Origin of the sequence: Pantoea sp. KPR_PJ (assembly GCF_041386365.1) — a bacterium.
Lineage (GTDB): Bacteria > Pseudomonadota > Gammaproteobacteria > Enterobacterales > Enterobacteriaceae > Pantoea.
Window position 1 is genome coordinate 770877 of sequence record NZ_JABMIK010000001.1, and the last position, 21933, is coordinate 792809.

A 21933-nucleotide genomic window follows, 5' to 3' on the forward strand; every position below is an offset into this window, starting at 1 on the left:
TATTCTACATGTACGAAACCGGTCGGTTTAGTATAAGTACTGGTATTAACTAGACATACAGTACCTCCTTTCTGTTCAACCTATCCAGACACAGCAGCACTGATAAAATTTGTAGATTTTCCATTCCACATAAACGCTGATATGAGCTATCGGGTTATGACGACGCTGGAAGCGATGTCGCCTGCGGTAGAGATATACAGTATCGATGAAGCTTTTCTCGATCTGAGCGGCGTCAGCTTCTGCCAGCCGCTTGAGGACTTTGGTCACGATGTCAAAGATCGCGTCTGGCGTGAGACACATCTTCGCGTCGGCGTCGGCATCGCGCCAACTAAAACTCTGGCGAAACTGGCTAACTACGCGGCAAAAAAATATCCGGGTACGAAAGGCGTTGTCGATCTTTCGCAGACGGAGCGGCAGCGCAAACTAATGGCGCTGGTGCCGGTCGAGGAGGTGTGGGGCGTGGGGGACCGGATGAGCAAAAAGCTCCATCAGTTAGGCATCAACACGGCACTGCAGCTGGCGGAAAGTTCAACATGGGTCATGCGCAAACATTTTAATGTCGTACTGGAGCGTACGGTACGCGAGCTGCGTGGAGAGCCCTGCCTTGAACTGGAAGAGGTGGCAGCCAAACAGCAGATTGTCTGCTCACGTTCGTTTGGTACGCGCATCACGGATTACAACGAAATGCGGCAGGCAGTCTGCCAGTATGCGGAGCGCGCGGCAGAAAAGCTGCGCCAGGAAAAGCAGTACTGCCGTCAAATCGCCGTGTTTGTTAAAACCAGCCCCCACGCTGAAAACGAGGCCTGTTACGGTAATCAGGCATCGGGACAGCTGCTGACGCCGACGAACGATACGCGCGATATTGTCCGGGTGGCAACGGACGCCCTTGATCGCATCTGGCTCGACGGTTATCGCTATATGAAGGCAGGAGTGATGCTGGGAGATTTTTTTAGCCAGGGTGTGGCACAGCTACAGCTGTTTGATCCCTGCGGGCCACGCGCGAACAGCGAGGCGCTGATGCAGGTTATCGATCGCATTAATCAACAGGGCAGGGGCACGCTCTGGTTTGCCGGACAGGGAACGGAGAAACGCTGGGCGATGAAACGAGAAATGCTGTCACCCGCCTACACCACCCGCTTTGCCGATCTGCCTGTTGTGAAGTAACCGAGCGAACGCCATAAAGGGTGCAACGCACCGTTACTGCTTTTTCGCCCCTGCCGACGCGCGCACGCCCAGATTGTGCATCGTCGGCTCTGCGCCGACACGGGCTGAAGGAAGCTCCCGGCATACTTCGGCCAGCGCCAGCGCCAGCGCCTGCTGGCGATCGCTGTCTGTTTCTGTCATAGCCATCACTTTCAGGCGATTCGCCAGCGATGCGCCTGAAATAGAGGCGTTTTGCTCAAGCAGCGCAGCAACGGCTTCGCCAGTCACATAATCAGTCAGTTTTTCAATTTTACTTCTGTACATACCCGCATCTCTTAATACAGTGTTTTACCTGCTGGACAGATTAGAACCCTGAGGGCGAATATTCTGCCTGACAGGCTCCGCGGTAAATCATGCTGCGGTCACGCCATGAATGCCATGGCAGGTCGGCAAATCAGGCTCAACGACCAAATAACAGACCAATTAATTTCTGATAATGCTGTTGTTCTTCAGGATGGGTAGCCTGCTCAAGGCGAGTCAGCAATTTGGCACAGAGTGTTTTCCGGTTAAGGGCATCACCTGCACGCAGGATCTCTACCACGATCTGGCCCAGGGTTTCCTGCTCGGTAGGAAGAACGGCTTTATTAAAATATTGGGCAATATCACTGGATGTGGTCGAAGTGGTATCGTTCTGGCGCATAAGCAACCCTTACTTGTTCGCGTGATTAAAATATGGTCAGTTAAGCCAGCGTTAAAGTTATACAATTTTTTTATGCTTGTACAGGATTACATGTGCGCTTTCGCTTAATTTTTATCTTCCTGTTTCCGTTCAGCAATAACAACGCGTTACGTTAAAACCGGGGTCAATAAAAAGCGAGTCTGTACAGATTTCCGGTACTAAAAAAAGGCTGAAGCAAAATTAATGTTCAGGTAGCACGCCAAGAGATCGGTTTAAGCCAGGTCCAGCATCAGCTAAACGTTGCGGGCGCGCAGAGAAATCAGTGTAATTTGTCCATCAGCAAGCGAATGGCGCGTTCACAGGCGGCCTGGATTTCTGGATCGCCAGAGCGACGGCCCGTCCGGTAGAGTGCGCCGATAATTTCCTGCAGAGGAAGTGACTCGCCAGGCTGCAGAATTTGCGTGACGACACGGCCAAGCAGGGCATAAATTTCATCGTTATCAGCAGGCCCATTATGCTGCAATCTGCCTCCTGAAACGCGTTAAAAGCAAGACGATCATCATTTTAAGCGCATTATCTCTGTTACGGTTTAGTCCAAAAGGGCACAGAAAACTGTCGCTTCAGGTAGAACGATCTGCGCACCTTATATTTAGGAAACGTTTATTTCCTAATATGGTAAATAAACTAATCCAGAATACTGAGGAGCATCTTAATCGTTTCTGCTCCATTAGTCACATCCTGAACTTTACCTACTACGCGCATACCAAATGCCACACAGAGTAGTAAACCCGCAGCGGTTTCCGCGTTCAGCGCAGGAGAGACGGAGCCATCTTCCTGGCCCTGCTCGATCAGTGAGACCAGAAAGTTGCGGTTACGCAGTACGGCCTGACGCACCAGTTCGGAAAGATTGTCGTCCAGGCTTTGTAGCTCAACGGTACTGCCCACCACCAGGCAACCGCGGCGCCCTTCGATCTCGACGGCAGAGTCGAGGTAAAACTGCAACAGCTCTGCTATACGCGCTCTGCCGTCTGGACAGTGCTGCAGGCGCAGGCGCAAATCCGCATTCCGCACCGAAATATAGCGCTCAAATACGCGTAAAAACAGGGTGCGCTTGTCTTTAAACGCTTTATAGATACTGCCAGCGGTGAGGCCCATCGCCTCGCTAAGATCGCTGACCGATGAGGCATGAAAACCTTTCTGGCGAAAGACGATCATGGCGTTATCGAGGGCTTTGTCCGTATCGAAGGCTCTGGGCCTGCCGCGTTCTTTAGCGGGAGCGGCGGGTATCTTGGGTAGCGTCATAGATAAAATTAATAGCCTGTTTACCGCCAAATTACCATAAGCACAGCGCGCCGTGAAAAATAAAAAAACAGTTTTCTGTAAAGCGAAACAAAATGCCTTATCCATCAGAGAGTGCATGCAGCCAGTAAACGCACAAAAGAATAATTTTTACTGGCTGACAGGCGCTGGCGCAAAAAGGGGAGCCGGGGGCGTCTCAGAAATTTCAGATACGCAGCGTGAAATCAGGCCATCGCCCGGCGGCTGGTTTAGGCTGAACGCGTCAACATAAAAAAAGGATGACTTATGAAAAATGTATTAACGATTTCGGGTGCGGCCCTTCTGGCTTGTGCTTTCTCTGCCGCCGCAGCGGAACCGGCTGCAATGAAAAATGCCATCAGCGTACACGTTCTGAATCTGCAGACTGGCATTCCGACGCCTGGCGTGGCGGTCGAGCTGGATCAAAACCAGAACGGTAACTGGGTGAAACTGGCAACCGGCGTAACCGATGCTAATGGCCGCATCAGCGCGCTCTATCCCGCAGGTAAGCAGGCGGAGCAGGGGGAATATAAAGTGGTCTTTAAAACCGGCGACTACTACGCGGGCGTAAAACAGAAAACCTTCTTCCCGGAGATCCCGGTGATCTTTACGCTTGATAACAGCAACCAGCACTACCACATTCCACTGCTGCTGAGCCCATACGGATATTCAACCTACCGCGGCAACTGATTCACACGGCCTGAAGCGCTAAACTGCTTCAGGCTTTTTTTTTGTCCTGAAGATTAAGCGAAAACTAATCTTTCTGACGTACGCTGCGCTCACTAACACAACCAATCGTCAACGATAAGGATATGACCCGCCGGGAAAGGAACGTTCCATGCCACCGGACATCCAACAAGACAAACTGGGGTAAGACGTTTTGACAGGGGCGTACGGCTTTGTTGCGACTGCTTTTTTTATTAATGGGCGGCCCGGCGCTACGCGCCAGCTGTCCATGGCTGCTGCTTAGCGGGTTGCTCTGCCTGGCCGCCAGCGCAGGCATTGTGCTGGATATGCTGGTTCACAGCACGCTGCTGATACCGCTCTGCTTGCTGGGTCTTTTCCTGAGCGCTGAGGGCGTTATGCAGGTCTGGCGCGCTCGCCTGATGACATCAGACAGCTGGCAGGCAAAAATGAAGGCGTTTGTGCTGATCGCGCTGGGTGGCATTCTGCTGGCTGCGCCACAGATGAAAGGCGTTTGTCTGGCCTGGCTGTTCGCCACCGCCTTTATCTTTGACGGGGGTTTTCGCATTATCTCCTGTAGTCTGATGCGCTGCCGCCGCTGGCAATATAAGCTGGCCACGGGTGGGGCGGAGTGGTTATTCAGCCTGCTGATTATCATGGACTGGCCGCTGCCACATCACATTATTATCCCGCTGGGGTTTGCGATCCTGCTGCTGGCCTGGGCACTCTCCTTGCTTCAGATGGCCTGGCAGGTCCGCACGCTATCGCCCAATACCAGCGTGGCGGCACTGCCGCTGTTTACCCGTAAAGGGTTGCGCAGGCCACACGGCCTGGATTATCTGCATTCGCCCTATGCGGGTGAGCCAGCCAGCACGCCGCTCAAAATCTATATCTGGACGCCGCTGGGATCGGGGAGTGTAGTGGGACGCCGTCCCGGTTTTGACCGCTGGGTTGCGGCTATCGACCATCGCGGAAAGGTCTCAACGGGCCATACCGCACTGGAGATGGGCGAAAGCCTCTATGTCAGCCTCTATCCGGTTGAGGATCTGACCTGCCACCTCAGCGGCTTTTTACAGATGCTACATGCACGCGAAGAGAATGACGTAGCAGGCTTTCATCAGGAGTCACTTGAGCGGGAGATAAAAAACGGGTGCCTGCCAGATAAGCGGTTGTCGCTGCGGCACTATAATCAGCAGGCGCTGCGCCATTACTGGGCAAGGCATCGCGGGGATTGTCGTTACAATCTGACCTCGCGCAACTGCTCAACCACCGTGATACAGGCGCTGGACGTTGCCACAGAAGGCTTGCTGGGAAATCGCGGCTACGAAGCGCTGCTAAACCCTGACTTCTGGCTGCTGAGCCTGATCCGCAGCAGAGCCGAAGGCATGACGTGGACGCCGGGGCTGGTGATGGACTATGTCAGTGTGTTGAATCGCGTGCTGGATCCGCAGGCGCACGCGTGCAGTAGCATGCTGCATTTTATTTTTGCGCGCGAATCCCGACTGAAAAATAAAGCGTAACGGCAGGTTTTCCTGAAGGGGAAATATATTTACCCACTCTGAATAAGGCTGGTGTTTTATTTAGTGCGCCAGAAGCTGGAGAGGGATAAATAGTCAGAGTGACGCTGTCAGAAGCAGGGGGGGGGGTAAAACATCAGGAACTTTACGCCGTATGCGGAATTATCGCGTAGCCTTTTTTAATAAAGCAGCCGGGCATCAACTCCCGGCTGCTTTAACATTAGCTGGAACTTTTATCTGCCGCTGAGCGGCGGCTGAGCTTGCCACCTGCCCGACCCGCTTCCACCGCACGTTCCCGGTTATATTTGAAGTTGCCGCTGCTCATCTGGCCCCCTTTCTTTCCTGCTTCGCGAGCTCTTTCCAGATTTTCGGCAAAATTACCTGCTCCACCACGATGCTGAGTCATACGAATTCCTCTCTATAAAAACAAAATAATTAAAAAGAAACTGAATACGCATTAACTATGTGGAGGAGTGGCATATTTTGCAATGTGTCATTTTGTATGAAACTTATGGGTTTTCAATGAGAGAAATAATGATTTCCTAATGTTTTCTTTTCTAATCGTCCGGCACAAAAAGGGATTTTTTTTATTTTTGTACAACAATGAAGTTAGTTGTACAAATTAACAGATGACGTAAAAATGTGAAGCATGTCACATAAATAATGTTATGGGCAGCTCAGCAGTATAAAGGGCGAAAAAAAACCGTGCCCGACGGAACGGGCACGGCACAGGCTGTCACAGCACGGAATCAGGGCCGTCTGAAGAGCGCGAGGCTGCGGCCTTCCAGCTCAAAATCCTTCTCTTTAGTGATGACCAGCCCACGGTTATCGTTATCAGACGTGGTCAGCTCAAGCACCCAACCGCCTTCGCCAAACTGCGGAATACGGAACGGTACGGTACCTTCAAAGGGGTTAATCAGCATCAGCACGTCATGCCAGATGCCCGCTTCGGTTTGCAAATCGGGACGGCCAATATAGACCCCCAGCGTAGAGCCTTCCTCCCACTGCTCCGCCTGCTGGAAGCCACCGCCCGCGTTGAACCACTTAATCTCCATGCCGTCGCGCCAGCTCTCGCGGCGCAGCAGCGGCTGCTCTGCACGCAGGCGGATCACGTGACGCGTGAATTCACGCAGCGCCTCTGCACTGGCAGGCAGATTGTCCCAGTGCACCCAGGAGATCTCACTGTCCTGACAGTAGCCGTTGTTGTTCCCCAGCTGGCTGCGACCAAACTCGTCGCCCGCCAGCAGCATTGGCGTACCGTGCGAGAAAAACAGCGTCGCAAGGAAGTTGCGCTTCTGCCGCTCCCGCACGGCATTAATACCTTCATCCTCGGTCGGGCCTTCCGCGCCATAGTTGTATGAGCGGTTATCGTTGTGGCCGTCATTGTTATCTTCGCCGTTCTCTTCGTTGTGCTTTTCGTTGTAAGACACCAGGTCGTTCAGCGTAAAGCCGTCATGGGCGGTGATAAAGTTAACGCTGGCCCAGGGACGACGACCGCGCTGATCGTAGAGATCGCCGGAGCCGAGCAGACGGGCCGCAAAGTCGGTAGAAACATTGTCGCCTTTCCAGTATTCGCGCACCGTATCACGATATTTATCGTTCCACTCCGCCCAGCCTGGCGGAAAGCCGCCCACCTGATAGCCACCAGGGCCGATATCCCAGGGCTCGCCAATCAGCTTCAGCTTTGACAGCACCGGATCCTGCATGATGGCATCGAAGAAGCCGCCGCGCTGGTCAAACCCTTCCGGCTCGCGGCCAAGAATGGTGCCAAGGTCGAAACGAAAACCGTCGATATGCATCGACTCGGCCCAGTAGCGCAGCGAGTCCAGCACCATCTGTAAGACGCGCGGATGTGACGTATTCACCGTGTTGCCGGTGCCGGTATCGTTGATGTAGTAACGATGCTGATCGGGCAGGGTGCGGTAATAAGAGAAGTTATCTATCCCTTTAAACGACAGGGTCGGCCCAAGCTCATTGCCTTCGGCCGTGTGGTTATAGACCACGTCAAGGATCACTTCTACGCCAGCGTCGTGGAAGGCGCGCACCATATCGCGGAAGCCCTGAATACCGCGCGGACCGTAATAGCGCGGCGCAGGGGAGAAGAAGCCGATAGAGTTGTAGCCCCAGAAATTTTTCAGTCCTTTATCAAGCAGGTGCTGATCGTCCGGAAACCAGTGCACCGGCAGCAGCTCGACCGAGGTAATGCCCAGACTCTTGATATAGTCGACGGTGGCCTGATGGCCCATGCCCTCGTAGGTACCGCGCAGCGCCTCTGGCAGCGCTGAGTTCAGCTGGGTAAAGCCCTTAACGTGCGTCTCGTAAATGACCACATTCGGCCAGGCGATATCTGGACGGTTATTGTCCTGCCAGTCAAATTCGTCAGGGTCGATAACGCGGCACTTGGGCATAAAGGGGGCGCTGTCGCGGGTATCAAAGGTCAAATCTTTATCTTCATGCAGCAGATCGTAGGCGAAATGCGCTTCGTTCCACGCGATATCGCCCGCCAGCTCACGCGCGTAAGGGTCGATCAGCAGCTTATTGGGATTGAAGCGATGGCCATTTTCCGGATCGTAAGGACCGTAAACGCGGTAGCCGTAAAGCGCGCCGGGCTTCAGCCCCGGCACATAGCCGTGCCACACTTCATGGGTAAACTCTGGCAGCTCCAGACGGGCGATCTCATTCTGACCGCTCTCATCAAACAGGCAGAGTTCAATGCGCTCGGCATGGGCAGAAAAGATAGCGAAGTTAACGCCTTCACCATCATAGTTGGCACCTAACTGATGGCCCGAACCTGAGGTAATTTCAAAATGTGTACCCTGAGACATTTATCTTTCTCCATTCAGTAAAACGCTATCCACACACAACGCGATGAATGACATCTTTTTTCTGTCAGGCGCTAATCAGTACCAGCGGAGCGCCGCTGTTAAGCGCAACAAGGCTAAGCCGGTCGGTCAGGTCACACATTTCTCCTGTGAAAATATTGCGGTAGCGGCGCTGCGCCAGCGGGGCTTTAAGGGCAATGGCGGTGCCTTCGCTGATGCGCTGGCGGGCAAAAGCCAGGCGCGGAACCACCACAATCAGAGCGTGTTCGCCATCAGCACGGGCAAAGGCCACGGCGTGAGAGGCCTCATTGCCGTTGACCACCAGCGGCAGATAGTCGCCGTGACGGAACAGCGCCGCATGCTGCTGGCGGAGCGGCAGCAGCGTCGCAATAACCTGCTGTTTAAGCTGCCCGCTGTGCCAGCCTTCCGCCGTCGCAAAGTCGCTGGTGATATCCAGCATCTTTTGCAGCGCTGCAAAATCGGGTTCAAGGCGGTTATCGGGATCGACCAGGCTGAAGTTCAGCGCTTCACTGCCCTGATAAATGTCGGGCACGCCAGGCGCGGTCAGCTTGATGACCGTCTGGCTGAGAGAGTTGACCAGGCCAGCGGCGATAAAGGGGAGCAGCGCCTGGCTAAAGTCCGCCAAAAAGCTGGCGTTTGCCGGCGAGAGCAGGCGTCGCGCGTAATTCAGTACCGCCTGCTCGTAGTCGTCATTGCCATCCGCCCAGTTGGTGCGTAGCTTTGCCTCGCGCAGCGCTTTTTCGACAAAGCCGATAAAGCGCGGCTCAATGGCCGCCAGCGCCTCGGCATCGGGTGCACCGGAGGCAGGCCAGACGCCCGCCAGCGCCTGATAAAGCATCCACTCTACCGCCGGTTCCGGCGCAGGGCCGTCGTTGAGCTGAACCACCGCATCGCGGTTTATCTGCTGCCAGCGGGCAACATTCTCTGCCCAGCGCTGCGGCGCTTCGGTCAGGGTATAGAGGCGCGCACGCGCATCTTCCCCGCGCTTGGTATCATGCGTCGAGGTGCTGCTCAGGCCGTCAGGCTGGCGCGCCAGGCGCGTCTGCATGTCGTCATGGAAGCGGGCCAGTGAAAAGGCGCGCGGCAGCGGCTCCGCGCCGACCTCATTCAGCGCCAGCGCCATATGCTGGCGGAAAAACAGCGTATCTTCGACCGATTTCGCCATCAGCGGACCGGTTAACTGCTGGAAGCGGGTTCGGAAAGTGGTGGCCTGCTGAGCCAGCGTCGGATCACATTCTGCATTGAGGATCCGCAGCAGAAAGTCGAGAGCGGCAGGCTGCAGGCCAGGGGCGTCGCGACGCACCGTTTCCGCGACGCGCTGGAGCAGCGCGGTGCCTTCCTCAGGCATTCCCTCAGGCGTACCGTAGCTGCGATATACCGGAAACGCCACCAGCAGCTCACGCAGCGCGGCGCGCAGATCGCTCTCCATCAGCGTCACTTCAGACGCGCTGGCCATGGTGCCCGCCAGCGTCAGCAGCGTGGTGAATTCACCTTCAAAGTTTTTATCCGCCATCAGCTGCTTGGCGTCGCGCAGTTCAGCGCGCATATCCACCGGCTCGCCGATCGCCTGGTCATAAGCCTGGCGCAGCGCAGCGACCTGGCGGCCATCCACCAGCGCGTCGGAGAGCGAGGCGATAAACTCATAGCCGGTGGTGCCGGAGACCGGCCAGTCCGCCGGAAGCTGCTCGCCTTCGCCGAGGATTTTCTCTACCGTGATATAGCAGGCCGGGCCCGCGTGCTGGCTCAACTGCGCCAGGTAGCCTTTGGGATCGGCCAGTCCGTCGACGTGATCCACGCGCAGGCCGCTGACCGCGCCGGAATGCACCAGCTCCAGAATCAGGCGGTGGCTGTCGGCAAAGACCTCGGGATCTTCCACCCGCACGCCCGCCAGGCCGGTAATTTCAAAAAAGCGACGGTAGGAGAGGTCGCGCGGCGCGTCGCGCCACGACATCAGTCGCCAGGGCTGACGGTCGTGCAGCGCGGCAATCTGCGCCTTATCGGTCAGTGCCAGCACTTCCGCTTCCTTTCCCTGCCAGCTCTCGGGCGACAGCGGGTAGAAACTTTCATAGTAAGCCAGTGCCGGTTTACCGCTCTGCGGATCGGCTTTGAGGGTAATCTCGCCGTTTTCCAGTGCCGCTTCAAAGGTGTCGCCTAAAAAAGGTAACGTCAGGCGGCGTGACCAGTCGATGTCGAAGTAGTGCGCATAGCGGCTCTGCTCACCGTGCTCAATCACATCGCGCCACCAGGCGTTTTCCAGCGAGGCGGCCATATGGTTGGGAACAATGTCGATGATCAGCTCAAGGCCCGCCTGCTTCAGCGTCTCAACCAGCTGATCAAACCCGGCACGGCCGCCAATAGCGGGATCGATCTCATTGGCGTCGGTCACGTCATAACCGTGGGTCGAGTCGCGGGTGGCGGTGAAAATCGGCGACGCGTAAAGATGCGTGATGCCCAGCCGTTTGATATAGGGCACCAGCGCCGCCGCGCGCGCGAAAGTCATGCCGTTTCGGAACTGAATGCGATAGGTCGAAGCGGGAATGGTCATTGCGCGTCTCCTTTATGCAGGCGTACGACGATAGCGTTTTGCGGCAGATCGCGGCTCTGCTCCGGCCAGGCAAAAAGGGTCTCACCGGGCTGTTCGGGCAGCGGCTGCGGCGTCTCGCCAGTATTGAGAGCCAGCGACAGCGTACCCGCCGGGAAGTGCCAGCTCACCTGGATAAAGCCCTCTGCGCTGTGCTCCACTTTACCGCTGTGGCCACCTGCCGAGGCCAGCAGCGGTACAATATGCTGCTGACGCAGCGCCAGCAGTTTGCGCGACAGCGCCAGCCAGGCGCGACCCTCCTCACTTTCCAGCTTCTGCCAGTCGAGCTTTGAACGGATAAAAGTCTCTTCGGCATTGGGATCGGGCACGCTTTCGCCTTCATGTCCGGCGTGACCGGCAAACTCTTTGGCCCGGCCTTCACGCACCGCTCTGGCAAGGTCGCCATGGAAATCAGTAAAGAAAAGGAAAGGGTGGGTTTCGCCATACTCTTCGCCCATAAACAGCAGCGGAATATGGGGCGACAGCAGAAGCGTGGCGAGCAGCACTTTATTGCGCTCCGCGCCGATAAGAGAGATCAGGCGTTCGCCCAGCGCGCGGTTGCCGACCTGGTCATGGTTCTGGATAAAGTCGACAAAGGCAGCAGGCGGCTGCCCCCGGCTGTCAACGCCGCGCGCCCCGCCGCTGTGCGGCGACACCTCGCCCTGATAAGCAAACCCTTCTGCCAGCACGCGTGCCACATATTTTTCCGGATGGGGTGTGAAATCCTGATAGTAGGCGTGGGTTTCTCCCGTGGCGAAAACGTGAATCGCATTGTGGAAATCGTCATTCCATTCGCCGCTGAAGAGCGGGGTGTTGCCGTTTTCATCGCGCGGATGGAGAAAAATGACGTTACGGCTGTCCTCGGTGGTGAGGTGGATCGGCCGGTCGGTAATTGCTGCGCGAATGCGTTCAGCAATCTCGATGAGCGCATGTTTCGCGGAGGTATCTTCAATCTGATCGATGGCGTCGAAGCGCAGCCCGTCGAGGCGGTACTCCTGTAGCCAGTAAAGCGGCGCTTCAACAATATAGCGACGCGCCGCGTCAACGTCGTAGGCGATACCGGCCCCCCAGGGCGTAACGCGCTCTTTATGGAAAAAGTCAGGTGCCAGCAGCGGCAGATAGTTGCCCTCTGGCCCAAAGTGGTTAAGTACAATATCGAGCACCACCGACAGGCCGTGGCCGTGCGCCGCATCGATAAAAGCCTTGAAGTCGTCAGGCGTGCCGTAGGCGGCGTGTGGCGCATAGAGCAGCACACCGTCATAGCCCCAGCCGCGGTTGCCGCCAAACTGTGAAACGGGCAACACCTCAATCATCGTGATACCGAGATCGGCCAGATAGGGGAGCTTGTCAATGGCCGCCCGAAAGGTGCCCTGCGGCGTGAAGGTGCCGATATGCAGCTCATACACCACGCTCTCTTCCCAGGCACGTCCCTGCCACTCTGTATGCTGCCAGCGATAGTGTTCAGGATCGACCACCAGCGACGGGCCGTTGACCTCTTCTTTCTGCGCACGTGAGGCGGGATCGGGCACCACCGTGCCATCGGCCAGTACAAAGTTATATTCGCTGCCGGGGGCGACCCCGGTTGAGAGCAGCTCGAACCAGCCATTCTCTGCCGGGCTCATTTGCGTGTCTTGCCCATTGAGGCGCAGGCTGACGCTGTTTTGACCCGGAGCCCAGAGACGAAAGCGAACGGCATCGCTGGCGACATATTCGGCGCCCCAGCTTTTGGTAAATGATACTGACTCCATTCAATAACCTCGTCTGAATCAAATGTGATCGATAAACCACACCGCGCGGCGCGCGGCCGGCGATGCAGAAGCAAAGGGTAAGACGGAAACCGGTATGGAGCGCCATCAGCAGAGAGGGCTGGTCTGCCGCGCCAGCCTGCGGGCCGACCGACGCTGGCTTACTCTGACGCCATACGCCAATCAATCATAGTTCACGCTGGCAGAGTTGCCGGAGAGGGAGCGGGCAGGGAGGAGGAACACTGCGAGAAAAACAGGTGATCGCCGTCACAAATTAAAAAGTGCATCTATACTTGGTACTCTTACCTGGGTTGGCTAAATTATGGGCAAATTCAGGGCGTTAACCTTCATGGAGTGAATGTGGATCAGACTAAACCTGAATCAACCGACAGCGGCGCACCCTCAGCCGATACCGTACGCCAGCGACTGTTTTTTGTCGTTCTGGTGGCGACGATGGGGGCGCTGGCGTTTGGCTACGACACCGGCATTATCTCCGGCGCGCTCCCCTACATGACGCTGCCGCCCGACCAGGGCGGTCTGGATCTCACCCCCTTTACCGAAGGACTGGTCACGTCGTCACTGATCTTTGGCGCGGCGGTGGGGGCCTTTCTCAGCGGCTACGTCTCGGATCGCTTTGGCCGCCGCATTACCCTGCGTAGCCTGGCGCTGATTTTTGTGGCGGGTGCGATCGGCACCGCCGTTGCGCCTGACGTGGAGGTAATGGTTGCCATGCGATTACTGCTGGGGATCGCGGTGGGCGGCGGCTCTTCCACCGTTCCGGTATTTATTGCCGAAATCGCGGGTCCGCGTCATCGTGCACCATTAGTGAGCCGCAATGAGCTGATGATCGTTTCTGGCCAGCTGCTGGCCTATGTCGTCAGCGCGCTGATGAGCTACCTGCTACATGACCCGAAGATGTGGCGCTATATGCTGGCACTGGCGATGATCCCTGGCGCCCTGCTGTTCATCGGCACCTTTTTTGTACCCGCGTCGCCGCACTGGCTGGTGGCGGAAGGGCGCATCAAAGAGGCGATGCGCATCATGAGAAAGCTCCGTGAAACCCCGCGTGAGGTGCGCAAAGAGATGGCGGCGATGCGTAAGCAGGCGCGTGAAGCCGCGCGCGGCCCGTCGGCTGGCGAGCTGCTGCGCGAGAAGTGGGTGGTACGTCTGCTGCTGCTGGGCGCGGGCATGGGGATTGTTATCCAGTTTACCGGCGTCAATGCCTTTATGTACTACACGCCGATCATTCTGAAAACGACCGGCATGGGCACCAGCGCCTCGATCGCGGCGACTATCGGTAACGGGGTGGTCTCTGTGCTGGCGGTCATGGCGGGTATCCGGGCGGTCGGGCGATTTGGCCGTCGTCCGATGCTGATGACCGGACTTGGCGTGGTCATTGCCGCACAGCTGGCGCTGGGATCGGTGCTGGTCTTTATGCCGCAGAACATGACGCAGAGCCTGCTGGCGCTCGCCTGTATTATGCTGTTCCTGTTCTTTATGCAGATGTGTATCTCGCCGGTCTACTGGCTGCTGATGTCAGAGCTGTTTCCGATGAAGGTACGCGGCGTGCTGACCGGGGCGGCGGTATCGTTCCAGTGGGTCTGTAACGCGGCGGTCGCCTTTGCCTTTCCCCCGCTATTGTCACTGGCGGGTAACAATACCTTTTTTATCTTTGCGGTGATTAACGTAGCCTCGCTGGCGTTTGTTGCCATCATGCTGCCGGAAACGCGCGGGAAATCGCTGGAGCAGATCGAAACGCTGATGCGTGAGCGTTTTGGCGAAACAGACACGACGCCCGCACGCGACGCGGCATAAGCCCCGGCTGCGGATTATCTCGCTGATAATCCGCAGCTATCACACCAAATACTATTACCGTCTGGCCCATCAGCTCCCGTCCGGGAATAATCCTGCTATGGCTACTTATCGCATCAAAGTGGGATTTCACAATCCCTCCGCGCTGACCTTCCGTGAGCTGGACCTGATTCTGGCAGAAGCGTCGTTCCGCGCCGCACAGTCGCAGCGTGCTGGCGTCCGTTATTTTACGGAGTATGAATATGAGTCAGAAGGGGATCTCTGTTCGGTCTGTGCGCTGGCCTATAGCCACGCCTGCAAAGTAAAAAAGTGTCCGCTGGTACTGGTAGAGCGACAGCGTGCGGAGGCGGCGGCACCGGAGTGATGCCGCGCCCCGGCGGATTACAGCAGCTCGTCAGCCTGAATCGGCTGTGGCTGCCAGCGGGTAACCGCCTCTTTCACCTCATCTTCGCTCGGATTTTCTTCCGTGGCGACGTTATAGCGCTTGCCGTCTACCGCGATGACGGTGACGGGCAGCGTATAGTGTTGCAGAGCTTCGCGGTTGGGCGAGGTGCTGCTCTCTGTTTCGTCGGGCGCTTTAATCTCGACCTCTATCTCCACCTGGCCCGCCTCAAGGCTCTTTACCTCGCCATGATAGCCTGCACCAAAAATCAGATAGTCCTGGTTCATCTTCTCTCCTCGGCGTTACGCCTGTTTGGGCTGCCCGTTAGAGGCAGTAAGACCGCCGTCGACCGGCAGGTTGACGCCAGTGATATAGCGCGCATCATCGCTGGCGATAAACAGCACGGCGCTGGCGATATCATCAGGCTGGCCGGCACGGCCCAGCGGAATGCGGTCATAGAAGCGTTCCAGCAGCGTCTTGTCCTCTTTCATCTCTGCGGTGAGATCGGTAAAGGTAAAACCGGGGCAGACAGCGTTAACACGCACGCCATCGCTGCCATAGTCCATGGCCAGCGAACGGGTAAAGTTGGTCACCGCGCCTTTGGCTGCGTTGTAGACGCTCATTCCCCAGTCGCCGCCCAGGCCCGACACCGACGAGATATTAACCACGTTGCCCCGGGTTTTCAGCAGATCGGGCATAAAGTAGTGAATGCAGTAGTAGACGCCATCCAGATCGACCTTCATCAGCTGATGCCAGTCGTCCGGTTTGACCTCATGGATGCGCCCCTGCACCACGCTGCCCGCATTGTTCACCAGCACGTCAACGCGGCCATATTTTTCCGCTACGCGGTCGCGCAGCGCCTTAACCTGGTCCACCTCCGCGACGTCGCACGGCGCAACCAGATGATCGCCCTGCGCCAGCAGCCTGAGGCTCTTTTCCAGTTTTTCCCGGGTTCGACCCACCAGCACTACCGCCGCGCCTTCACGGGCAAACTGTTGCGCCGTCGCCTGACCAATACCCGATCCCGCGCCGGTCACCACCACGACTTTTCCGGTAAATCTCGACATGCTCTCTCCTTAGTGTGGGTAATTGACGTTACCTTTAAGCCTGGCAGCCAGATGGAAAGGTTCAAGTCGGGCGACAATAACCCTGCAACCTGTCGCTGTTTAGTGGCTGACGGCTGGCCTACACTGAGGCGATAACCAGGGAGTTTTTATGTCATTACACACGCTCTCCGCTGACTGCTGTATTGTCGGCGGCGGCCCGGCCGGGCTGATGACCGGCTATCTGCTGGCGCGCGCGGGCCTGCAGGTCGTGGTCATCGAAAAACATGCCGATTTCCTGCGCGATTTTCGTGGCGACACCATTCACCCTTCGACGCTGGAGGTCATGCACCATCTCGGCCTGCTCGACAGGCTGCTGGCGCTGCCGCACCAGCGCGCAGAGACGCTACAGGCCGAGATGGGAGGGGAAGAGGTGACGATGGCTGATTTTTCTCGCCTGCCGGTGCGCTGCCGCTTTATCGCCTTTATGCCGCAGTGGGATTTTTTGAATTTTCTTGCCAGCGAGTGCGCGGCCTTTCCGGGCTTCAGGCTGCTGCCGTCGACGGTGCTCAGCGATCTGATTGTTGAGCAGGGCCGCGTGTGCGGCGTGACTGCGCAGCACAACGGGGAGCCGCTTACTGTTCGCGCGCAGCTGGTCATTGGTGCGGACGGGCGCCATTCGGCGGTCAGAGAAAAAGCGGGGCTGGTGGGCCAGTCGTTTGGCTCACCGCGCGATGTTATCTGGTTTCAGCTGGAGAAGCAGCCGGGCGATCCGGTAATGGGCACGGGCCACAGTGGGCCGCGCAATAATTTCATCGTTATCGATCGTGGCGATGACTGGCAGTGCGGCCTGACGATTCAAAAGGGTGAGTTTGAATCGTTACAACATACAAGCATAGAGGCGCTGCGCCAGCGCATTGCCAGCGTTGCCCCTTTCAGCGCTGACAGGCTGGGCATGCTCCGCGACTGGTCGCAGATCCGGCTGCTGTCGATTCGGATCGATCGGCTGGATAAGTGGATGAGGCCCGGTCTGCTCTGCATCGGGGATGCCGCACATGCCATGTCGCCCATCGGCGGCGTAGGCGTCAATCTGGCGATTCAGGATGCAGTGGCGGCCGCCAACTATCTCACCGGGCCGCTGCGGCGCGGTAAGGTAAGACTGCGCGATCTGGCGCAGGTGCAAAAGCGGCGGCAGTTTCCTACCGTGGCTACCCAGTTTCTGCAAATCAAAATGAGCCGCAAAAGACCCGACGCGGGCGGGAAAAACCCGATGCCGGGTATGCTGCGCAAATGGCCATTTTTGCGCTTTATTATTGGTCGCCTGATTGGGCTGGGATTCCGTATGGAAAAACCGCGCGCGATCCGGGCGCGCTGAAGCTGAACAGGCGGCAACACGCCCTAAAAATGATGCGCAGCAGCGGCTACAACAGGCTTATCCCACAGCGCTTAAGCAGAAGCGCCTACAGCACAAAAAGCGCAACGGTCAGCACGCAGGAGAGGCCCAGCGTCAGCCAGAAGCCAGTACGCTGACAGAGGACGAGGCAGAGGATAAACACTGGCAGCGTGGGTACCACATACCAGAAAGTCTATGTGCTGATGTAGACTGACTGGCTGAAAGCGAATGGCTGACTGAAGAGGTGACCTGTGGCAATAAAATCGCCCTGTGTTGATTTGTGCAGGTTTAACGGGAAAAGCGGCTGGTGTGAAGGAGGCGGACGCATCCGCGAAGAGGCGCAGAAGTGGCGTAAGCTGACCCCCTGCCGGCAAAAAGCCCTTGCAGGCGCGCTGCAAGGCCGGATGAGGCTGTTACGGCAGAACCGGAAGCCGAACGATAAGTCGTGAAACAGGAAGCCGGGCAGGGGCAAAGCGCCGGTTTCCTGCCTCCCCGCAGAATGCGAGGAGGCGAACTGGATTACTTACGACCCAGCAGGAAGCCGATTACGACGCCAACGGCACCGGCTACGGCCAGGCCAGCCAGAGGGTTTGACTGCACCTGATCTTTAATGCAGTCCGCCGCGTCGCGCGCAGCGTAAGACGCCTGGTTTGAATAACGACGCGCTGCACCGCGAACGCGATGACGCGGAGAATCGGTGGCTTCGCCCCACTGCTGCTCAGCGGCACCGGCAAGTTCTTTAACGGTATCTTCGATTTTTCCTGACATAGTTCGTCTCCTTTGGGTTAGCACTCTGTAAAGCGTAGCAAAGCCCGACGGTTATGCTGGGCATTTACGTTTTTATTCCCTTTTTCACTTCAGGACTGGGGCTGGCCGACCGGACCGCTACCGCCAGGTGCACCCGGAGGATGTTGCCCGCTGGGCGGGTGTGGCGGCGGCGGTGCGTCATGCGGACGTGGCGCGCAGGCGGTGACGGCAAGCGCGCCCATACCCAGCAAAAAAATCATTACCAGCTGTTTCATTTGTCTCTCCTGGCGAAAAAACGTTCGTTCAAAGCGTAGCGGGCAAACAGGCAGGCAGCAAATGCAGTAAGAGAAGGCTTCAGTCAGGCGGAGGGCGCTGAGCAGCGAGATGCATATCCGCTTTTCTGACGACGTAAACCGGGCAGACTGAACGCCGTGTGTACGGAAAATATGCAAACTGTGATCGCACCATCAGCGCCGCTATGTGGCATCAATTACCCTGCATTTCACGATATGTAATCGATTACTTTTTTAAGTGAGGTCTGTATGGCTACGGCAGTCACGGGGAGTGAAAGCATAGTGAAACAGCAGCGGTTACTGATACCCCGGCTCTCGCTGATGATGTTTATGCAGTTTTTTATCTGGGGAAGCTGGTCGGTGACGCTGGGGCTGGTGATGACCCGGCACAATATGTCACTGCTGATTGGTGATGCTTTTTCAGCGGGGCCAGTTGCTTCCATTCTGTCTCCCTTCGTGCTGGGGATGCTGGTAGACAGGTTCTTCCCGTCGCAAAAGGTGATGGCGGTGATGAATCTCGCGGGCGCGGTGCTGCTCTGGTTTGTCCCCTCGGCGTTAATGGCTGAAAATGGCGCGTTGCTCATGGCACTGCTGTTTGGCTACACGCTCTGCTTTATGCCTACTCTGGCACTCGCCAATAACATTGCCTTTCACAGCCTCGCCAGCAGCGATAAAAGTTTTCCGGTGGTGCGGGTATTCGGCACCCTTGGCTGGATCGTGGCGGGTATCTTTATCGGCTTCGCCGGTATTGCTGCCAGCGCCACAATTTTCACCCTGGCCGCAGCCTGCTCGGTGGTGCTGGCGATTTACAGCCTGACGCTGCCCCACACGCCAGCACCGGCCAAAGGGATACCGTTGAAAGTACGCGATCTCTTCTGTGCGGATGCCTTTGCACTGCTGAAAATTCGTCACTTTTTTGTCTTTGCGCTGTGCGCCACGCTCATCTCCATTCCGCTGGGAACTTACTATGCCTATACCGCGTCGTGGCTGGCCGATGCCGGAGTCACCAATGTCAGCACTGCCATGTCCTTTGGCCAGATGTCTGAAATCTTTTTTATGCTGATCATCCCGTTGCTCTTTCGTCGCCTTGGCGTGAAATACATGCTGCTAATCGGTATGGCGGCCTGGTTTGTGCGCTATGCGCTGTTTGCAACGGGCATGGGGGACGAGGGGCGCGCGCTGATCTATCTGGGCATTCTGCTGCACGGGATCTGCTATGACTTCTTCTTTGTGGTGGGCTTTATCTACACCGACCGGATTGCCGGAGAGAAAGTCAAAGGCCAGGCGCAGAGCATGGTGGTGATGTTTACCTACGGCATCGGCATGTTACTGGGCTCGCAACTCTCTGGGGCGCTTTACAACCGGCTGGTGGCCGATCGGGGCACGGCAGAAAACTGGGCGCTTTTCTGGTGGATCCCGGCCGTTGGGGCAGCGGCGATCGCTATTCTTTTCCTCTTCACCTTTAAATACCGGGATGAAGCGGCCTGATTAACGGGAGGTGGATGTGAAAACGATCAAGGGACCAGGCATTTTTCTGTCGCAGTTTATCGGGCAGCAGGCCCCGTTTAATACGCTGGAGGGGCTGGCGCAGTGGGCGGCAGGGCTCGGCTATCGGGCGCTGCAAATTCCCTGTCATCATCCCGCTATCTTCGACCTGGATCGCGCGGCAACCAGTCAGGCCTATTGCGATGAGGTCACCGCCTTGCTGGCGACCCATGGGCTGGTGATCAGTGAACTATCGACGCATCTTGAAGGGCAGCTTATTGCCGTGCATCCGGCACATGACATCGCCTTTGACAGCTTTGCTCCGGCATCTGTGCGCGGCGATAACGCAACGCGCACGGCCTGGGCCGTTGCGCGCGTGAAAAAGGCGGCGGTGGCCTCGGCACAGCTCGGACTGGCCGCACACGCGACCTTTTCCGGCTCACTCGCCTGGCCCTATGTCTACCCCTGGCCGCCGCACAACCCGGCGCTGCTGGAGGCGGCATTTGCTGAGCTGGCACGCCGCTGGCGGCCGATACTGGATGAGTTTGACCGCCACGGTATCGATCTCTGTTTTGAACTGCATCCGGGTGAAGATCTGCATGATGGCGTCACCTTTGAGCGCTTCCTGGCGGCGGTGGATGACCATCCGCGCTGCAACATTCTGTTTGATCCCAGCCATCTGCTGCTTCAGCACATGGACTATCTGCACTTTATCGATTGCTACTATCCGCGCATTAAAGCGTTTCACGTTAAAGATGCCGAATATCTGATGAATGGTCGCAGCGGGGTTTACGGTGGCTATCAACGCTGGATAGATCGCCCCGGTCGCTTTCGCTCGCCGGGCGACGGCCAGGTCGACTTCAACGGCATCTTCAGCAAACTGGCCCAGTACGATTATGACGGCTGGGCGGTGCTGGAATGGGAGTGCTGTTTGAAAGAGAGTGAAACCGGTGCCCGCGAGGGTGCCAGATTTATTCAGCGCCACATTATTCCGGTGGCCGATCGCGCCTTCGACGCGTTCGCCGCGCAACAGGGCGATCTCTCTGATATACGCGCCCAGCTTGGCCTGCAACAGGAGAAGTAAATGAGGTCTGTCACCCTTACCGGCAGCGATGTCATCACCCCGGAGCAGAGCAGAGGCCTGAACCGGGGGATAACCTTGACGCGGAGGCGATAGCGAATGCAGGCCAGCACGCCGGGCGCGCTTATTGTTCACCGGGTTTTATGATAGCCTGCCTGTCACCTCATACAGCCTGAGCTGCTGCCATGTCCATTCAAAAAATCGCTCGGCTGGCGGGCGTTTCCGTCGCGACGGTATCACGCGTGCTGAATAACAGCGGCACGGTAAAGGAAAGCAATCGCGAAAAAGTCCTGCTGGCGATCAAAGAGAATAACTACCAGCCTAATCTGCTGGCACGCCAGCTGCGCACCGCTCGCAGTTTTATGATTCTGGTTCTGGTGTCGGATATCTCCAACCCATTCTGTGCTGAGGTGGTCAAAGGGATTGAAGAGGAGGCGGAAAAGAACGGCTACCGTATTCTGCTCTGTAATTCCGGCTCAGAGATCGCACGATCCCGCTCCAGCCTGCAACTGCTTTCCGGAAAAATTGTCGAGGGCATCATCACGATGGATGCCTTCAGTAAACTACCGGAGCTGAGCCAGCTTATTGCCAGCACGCCGTGGGTACAGTGCGCAGAGTATGCTGATGCGGGGGATATCTCCTGCGTGGGGATCAATGACAGCGATGCCGCGCAGCGGATGGTGAACTATCTGGCTGAAAAAGGGCACCAGCGCATTGCGCTCATAAACCATGACCTCAGCTATAAATATGCCCGGCTGCGTCAGCAGGGCTATCTGCAACAGCTGGAAGCCTGCCAGCTGAGGTGGCAAGCCATCAGCTATGCCACAGAGCTGAGTTTCAGCGCGGGTAAGCAAGCCATGATGGCGCTGTTACAAGAGAAAGCACGCCCGGATGCGGTGTTTGCGGTGTCAGACACGCTTGCCGCCGGAGCGATGGCGGCCATCCAGCAGGCAGGGCTTCGCGTACCGGACGACATAGCCGTTGCCGGTTTTGACGGCACCGAACTGGCGGAAATGGTCTCGCCGCCCCTGACCACGCTGGCGCAGCCCTCGCGTGATATTGGACGTCATGCCTGCAGGCTGCTGCTGCAAAAAATTAGCCAGCCCGACTCTGCGCCGGAGCGCAGAATTATGCAGGGCCATCTGATCGAACGTGCCAGCGCCTAGTGCAAGCCCCACGTCGGGAGCA

Annotated in this window: 21 protein-coding genes and 1 pseudogene; 10 read left to right on the forward strand and 12 right to left on the reverse strand. The window is 57.1% G+C overall.

The features are described from left to right. Positions 1–45: 45 nt before the first annotated feature. A pseudogene (gene umuC / locus HP564_RS03650) lies at positions 46–1164 on the forward strand (translesion error-prone DNA polymerase V subunit UmuC); the annotation flags it as partial. A 33-nt stretch (positions 1165–1197) separates the two neighbouring features. Here the strand turns inward: umuC and HP564_RS03655 are convergent. The 4 genes from HP564_RS03655 to HP564_RS03670 form a co-directional block, all read right to left on the reverse strand. After that, entirely contained in the window at positions 1198–1467 is a 270-nt protein-coding gene (locus HP564_RS03655; protein ID WP_371240243.1) for a hypothetical protein, read from the reverse strand. A gap of 136 nt (positions 1468–1603) precedes the next feature. Further along, positions 1604–1843, reverse strand: coding sequence for a regulatory protein YcgZ (ycgZ, locus tag HP564_RS03660; protein WP_371240245.1), 240 nt, complete (start codon positions 1841–1843; stop codon positions 1604–1606). A 298-nt stretch (positions 1844–2141) separates the two neighbouring features. Further along, complete coding sequence (locus HP564_RS03665) at positions 2142–2345, reverse strand: hypothetical protein (RefSeq protein ID WP_371240247.1); 204 nt, start codon at positions 2343–2345, stop codon at positions 2142–2144. 161 nt (positions 2346–2506) lie between these two features. After that, positions 2507–3124 (reverse strand): TetR/AcrR family transcriptional regulator, encoded by a 618-nt coding sequence (locus HP564_RS03670; RefSeq protein WP_371240249.1) that lies wholly within the window; start codon positions 3122–3124, stop codon positions 2507–2509. Between the two features lie 282 nt (positions 3125–3406). Between HP564_RS03670 and uraH the strand changes: the two genes are divergently transcribed. Both uraH and HP564_RS03680 read left to right on the forward strand, forming a co-directional pair. Beyond that, positions 3407–3829, forward strand: a complete 423-nt coding sequence (gene uraH / locus HP564_RS03675) for a hydroxyisourate hydrolase (protein ID WP_371240251.1) — start codon at positions 3407–3409, stop codon at positions 3827–3829. Positions 3830–4038: 209 nt separating this feature from the next. Next, positions 4039–5343 (forward strand): hypothetical protein, encoded by a 1305-nt coding sequence (locus tag HP564_RS03680; protein ID WP_371240253.1) that lies wholly within the window; start codon positions 4039–4041, stop codon positions 5341–5343. Positions 5344–5560: 217 nt separating this feature from the next. Here the strand turns inward: HP564_RS03680 and HP564_RS03685 are convergent, their stop codons facing one another. The 4 genes from HP564_RS03685 to treZ all read right to left on the reverse strand — a co-directional run bounded on the left by HP564_RS03685 (position 5561) and on the right by treZ (position 12512). Continuing rightward, positions 5561–5746 carry a general stress protein gene (locus HP564_RS03685; protein WP_371240255.1) on the reverse strand — a complete coding sequence of 62 codons (186 nt, stop codon included), beginning with the start codon at positions 5744–5746 and terminating at the stop codon, positions 5561–5563. A 343-nt stretch (positions 5747–6089) separates the two neighbouring features. After that, the gene (gene glgX / locus HP564_RS03690) at positions 6090–8165 is read right to left on the reverse strand and encodes a glycogen debranching protein GlgX (protein WP_371240257.1); all 2076 of its coding nucleotides are present in this window, start codon (positions 8163–8165) and stop codon (positions 6090–6092) included. 64 nt (positions 8166–8229) lie between these two features. Then, positions 8230–10728, reverse strand: coding sequence for a malto-oligosyltrehalose synthase (treY, locus tag HP564_RS03695; protein ID WP_371240259.1), 2499 nt, complete (start codon positions 10726–10728; stop codon positions 8230–8232). Beyond that, positions 10725–12512 (reverse strand): malto-oligosyltrehalose trehalohydrolase, encoded by a 1788-nt coding sequence (gene treZ, locus HP564_RS03700; protein WP_371240261.1) that lies wholly within the window; start codon positions 12510–12512, stop codon positions 10725–10727. The genes treY and treZ overlap by 4 nt, the downstream gene beginning before the upstream one ends. Before the next feature lie 357 nt (positions 12513–12869). Here treZ and HP564_RS03705 point away from each other — a divergent pair, with 357 nt between their 5' ends. Together HP564_RS03705 and HP564_RS03710 are read left to right on the forward strand one after the other, a co-directional pair. After that, positions 12870–14324, forward strand: coding sequence for a sugar porter family MFS transporter (locus HP564_RS03705; RefSeq protein WP_371240263.1), 1455 nt, complete (start codon positions 12870–12872; stop codon positions 14322–14324). A 97-nt stretch (positions 14325–14421) separates the two neighbouring features. Next, complete coding sequence (locus tag HP564_RS03710; RefSeq protein WP_371240265.1) at positions 14422–14685, forward strand: hypothetical protein; 264 nt, start codon at positions 14422–14424, stop codon at positions 14683–14685. A 17-nt stretch (positions 14686–14702) separates the two neighbouring features. Here the strand turns inward: HP564_RS03710 and HP564_RS03715 are convergent, their stop codons facing one another. Both HP564_RS03715 and HP564_RS03720 read right to left on the reverse strand, forming a co-directional pair. Next, complete coding sequence (locus HP564_RS03715; RefSeq protein ID WP_371240267.1) at positions 14703–14990, reverse strand: hypothetical protein; 288 nt, start codon at positions 14988–14990, stop codon at positions 14703–14705. A 15-nt stretch (positions 14991–15005) separates the two neighbouring features. Further along, a complete protein-coding gene (locus tag HP564_RS03720; RefSeq protein ID WP_371240269.1) occupies positions 15006–15770 on the reverse strand; it encodes an SDR family NAD(P)-dependent oxidoreductase in 765 nt (254 codons plus the stop codon). Between the two features lie 148 nt (positions 15771–15918). On the opposite strand from HP564_RS03720, the gene HP564_RS03725 reads away from it, so the two are divergent. Both HP564_RS03725 and HP564_RS03730 read left to right on the forward strand, forming a co-directional pair. Beyond that, positions 15919–17121, forward strand: coding sequence for an FAD-dependent oxidoreductase (locus HP564_RS03725; RefSeq protein WP_371240271.1), 1203 nt, complete (start codon positions 15919–15921; stop codon positions 17119–17121). A gap of 269 nt (positions 17122–17390) precedes the next feature. Further along, positions 17391–17588, forward strand: coding sequence for a DUF1289 domain-containing protein (locus HP564_RS03730; protein ID WP_371240273.1), 198 nt, complete (start codon positions 17391–17393; stop codon positions 17586–17588). Between the two features lie 70 nt (positions 17589–17658). Here HP564_RS03730 and HP564_RS03735 read toward each other — a convergent pair whose 3' ends face one another. Both HP564_RS03735 and HP564_RS03740 read right to left on the reverse strand, forming a co-directional pair. Then, positions 17659–17907: a YqjD family protein gene (locus tag HP564_RS03735; protein ID WP_371240274.1), complete on the reverse strand. Its 249-nt coding sequence runs from the start codon at positions 17905–17907 to the stop codon at positions 17659–17661. A gap of 89 nt (positions 17908–17996) precedes the next feature. Further along, positions 17997–18161, reverse strand: coding sequence for a hypothetical protein (locus HP564_RS03740; protein WP_371240276.1), 165 nt, complete (start codon positions 18159–18161; stop codon positions 17997–17999). A 267-nt stretch (positions 18162–18428) separates the two neighbouring features. Between HP564_RS03740 and HP564_RS03745 the strand changes: the two genes are divergently transcribed. The 3 genes from HP564_RS03745 (at position 18429) to HP564_RS03755 (ending at position 21911) form a co-directional block, all read left to right on the forward strand. Further along, the gene (locus HP564_RS03745) at positions 18429–19667 is read left to right on the forward strand and encodes an MFS transporter (RefSeq protein ID WP_371240278.1); all 1239 of its coding nucleotides are present in this window, start codon (positions 18429–18431) and stop codon (positions 19665–19667) included. A gap of 16 nt (positions 19668–19683) precedes the next feature. Further along, positions 19684–20748: a sugar phosphate isomerase/epimerase family protein gene (locus HP564_RS03750; RefSeq protein ID WP_371240280.1), complete on the forward strand. Its 1065-nt coding sequence runs from the start codon at positions 19684–19686 to the stop codon at positions 20746–20748. 182 nt (positions 20749–20930) lie between these two features. Beyond that, complete coding sequence (locus HP564_RS03755; protein ID WP_371240282.1) at positions 20931–21911, forward strand: LacI family DNA-binding transcriptional regulator; 981 nt, start codon at positions 20931–20933, stop codon at positions 21909–21911. Positions 21912–21933: the final 22 nt, after the last annotated feature.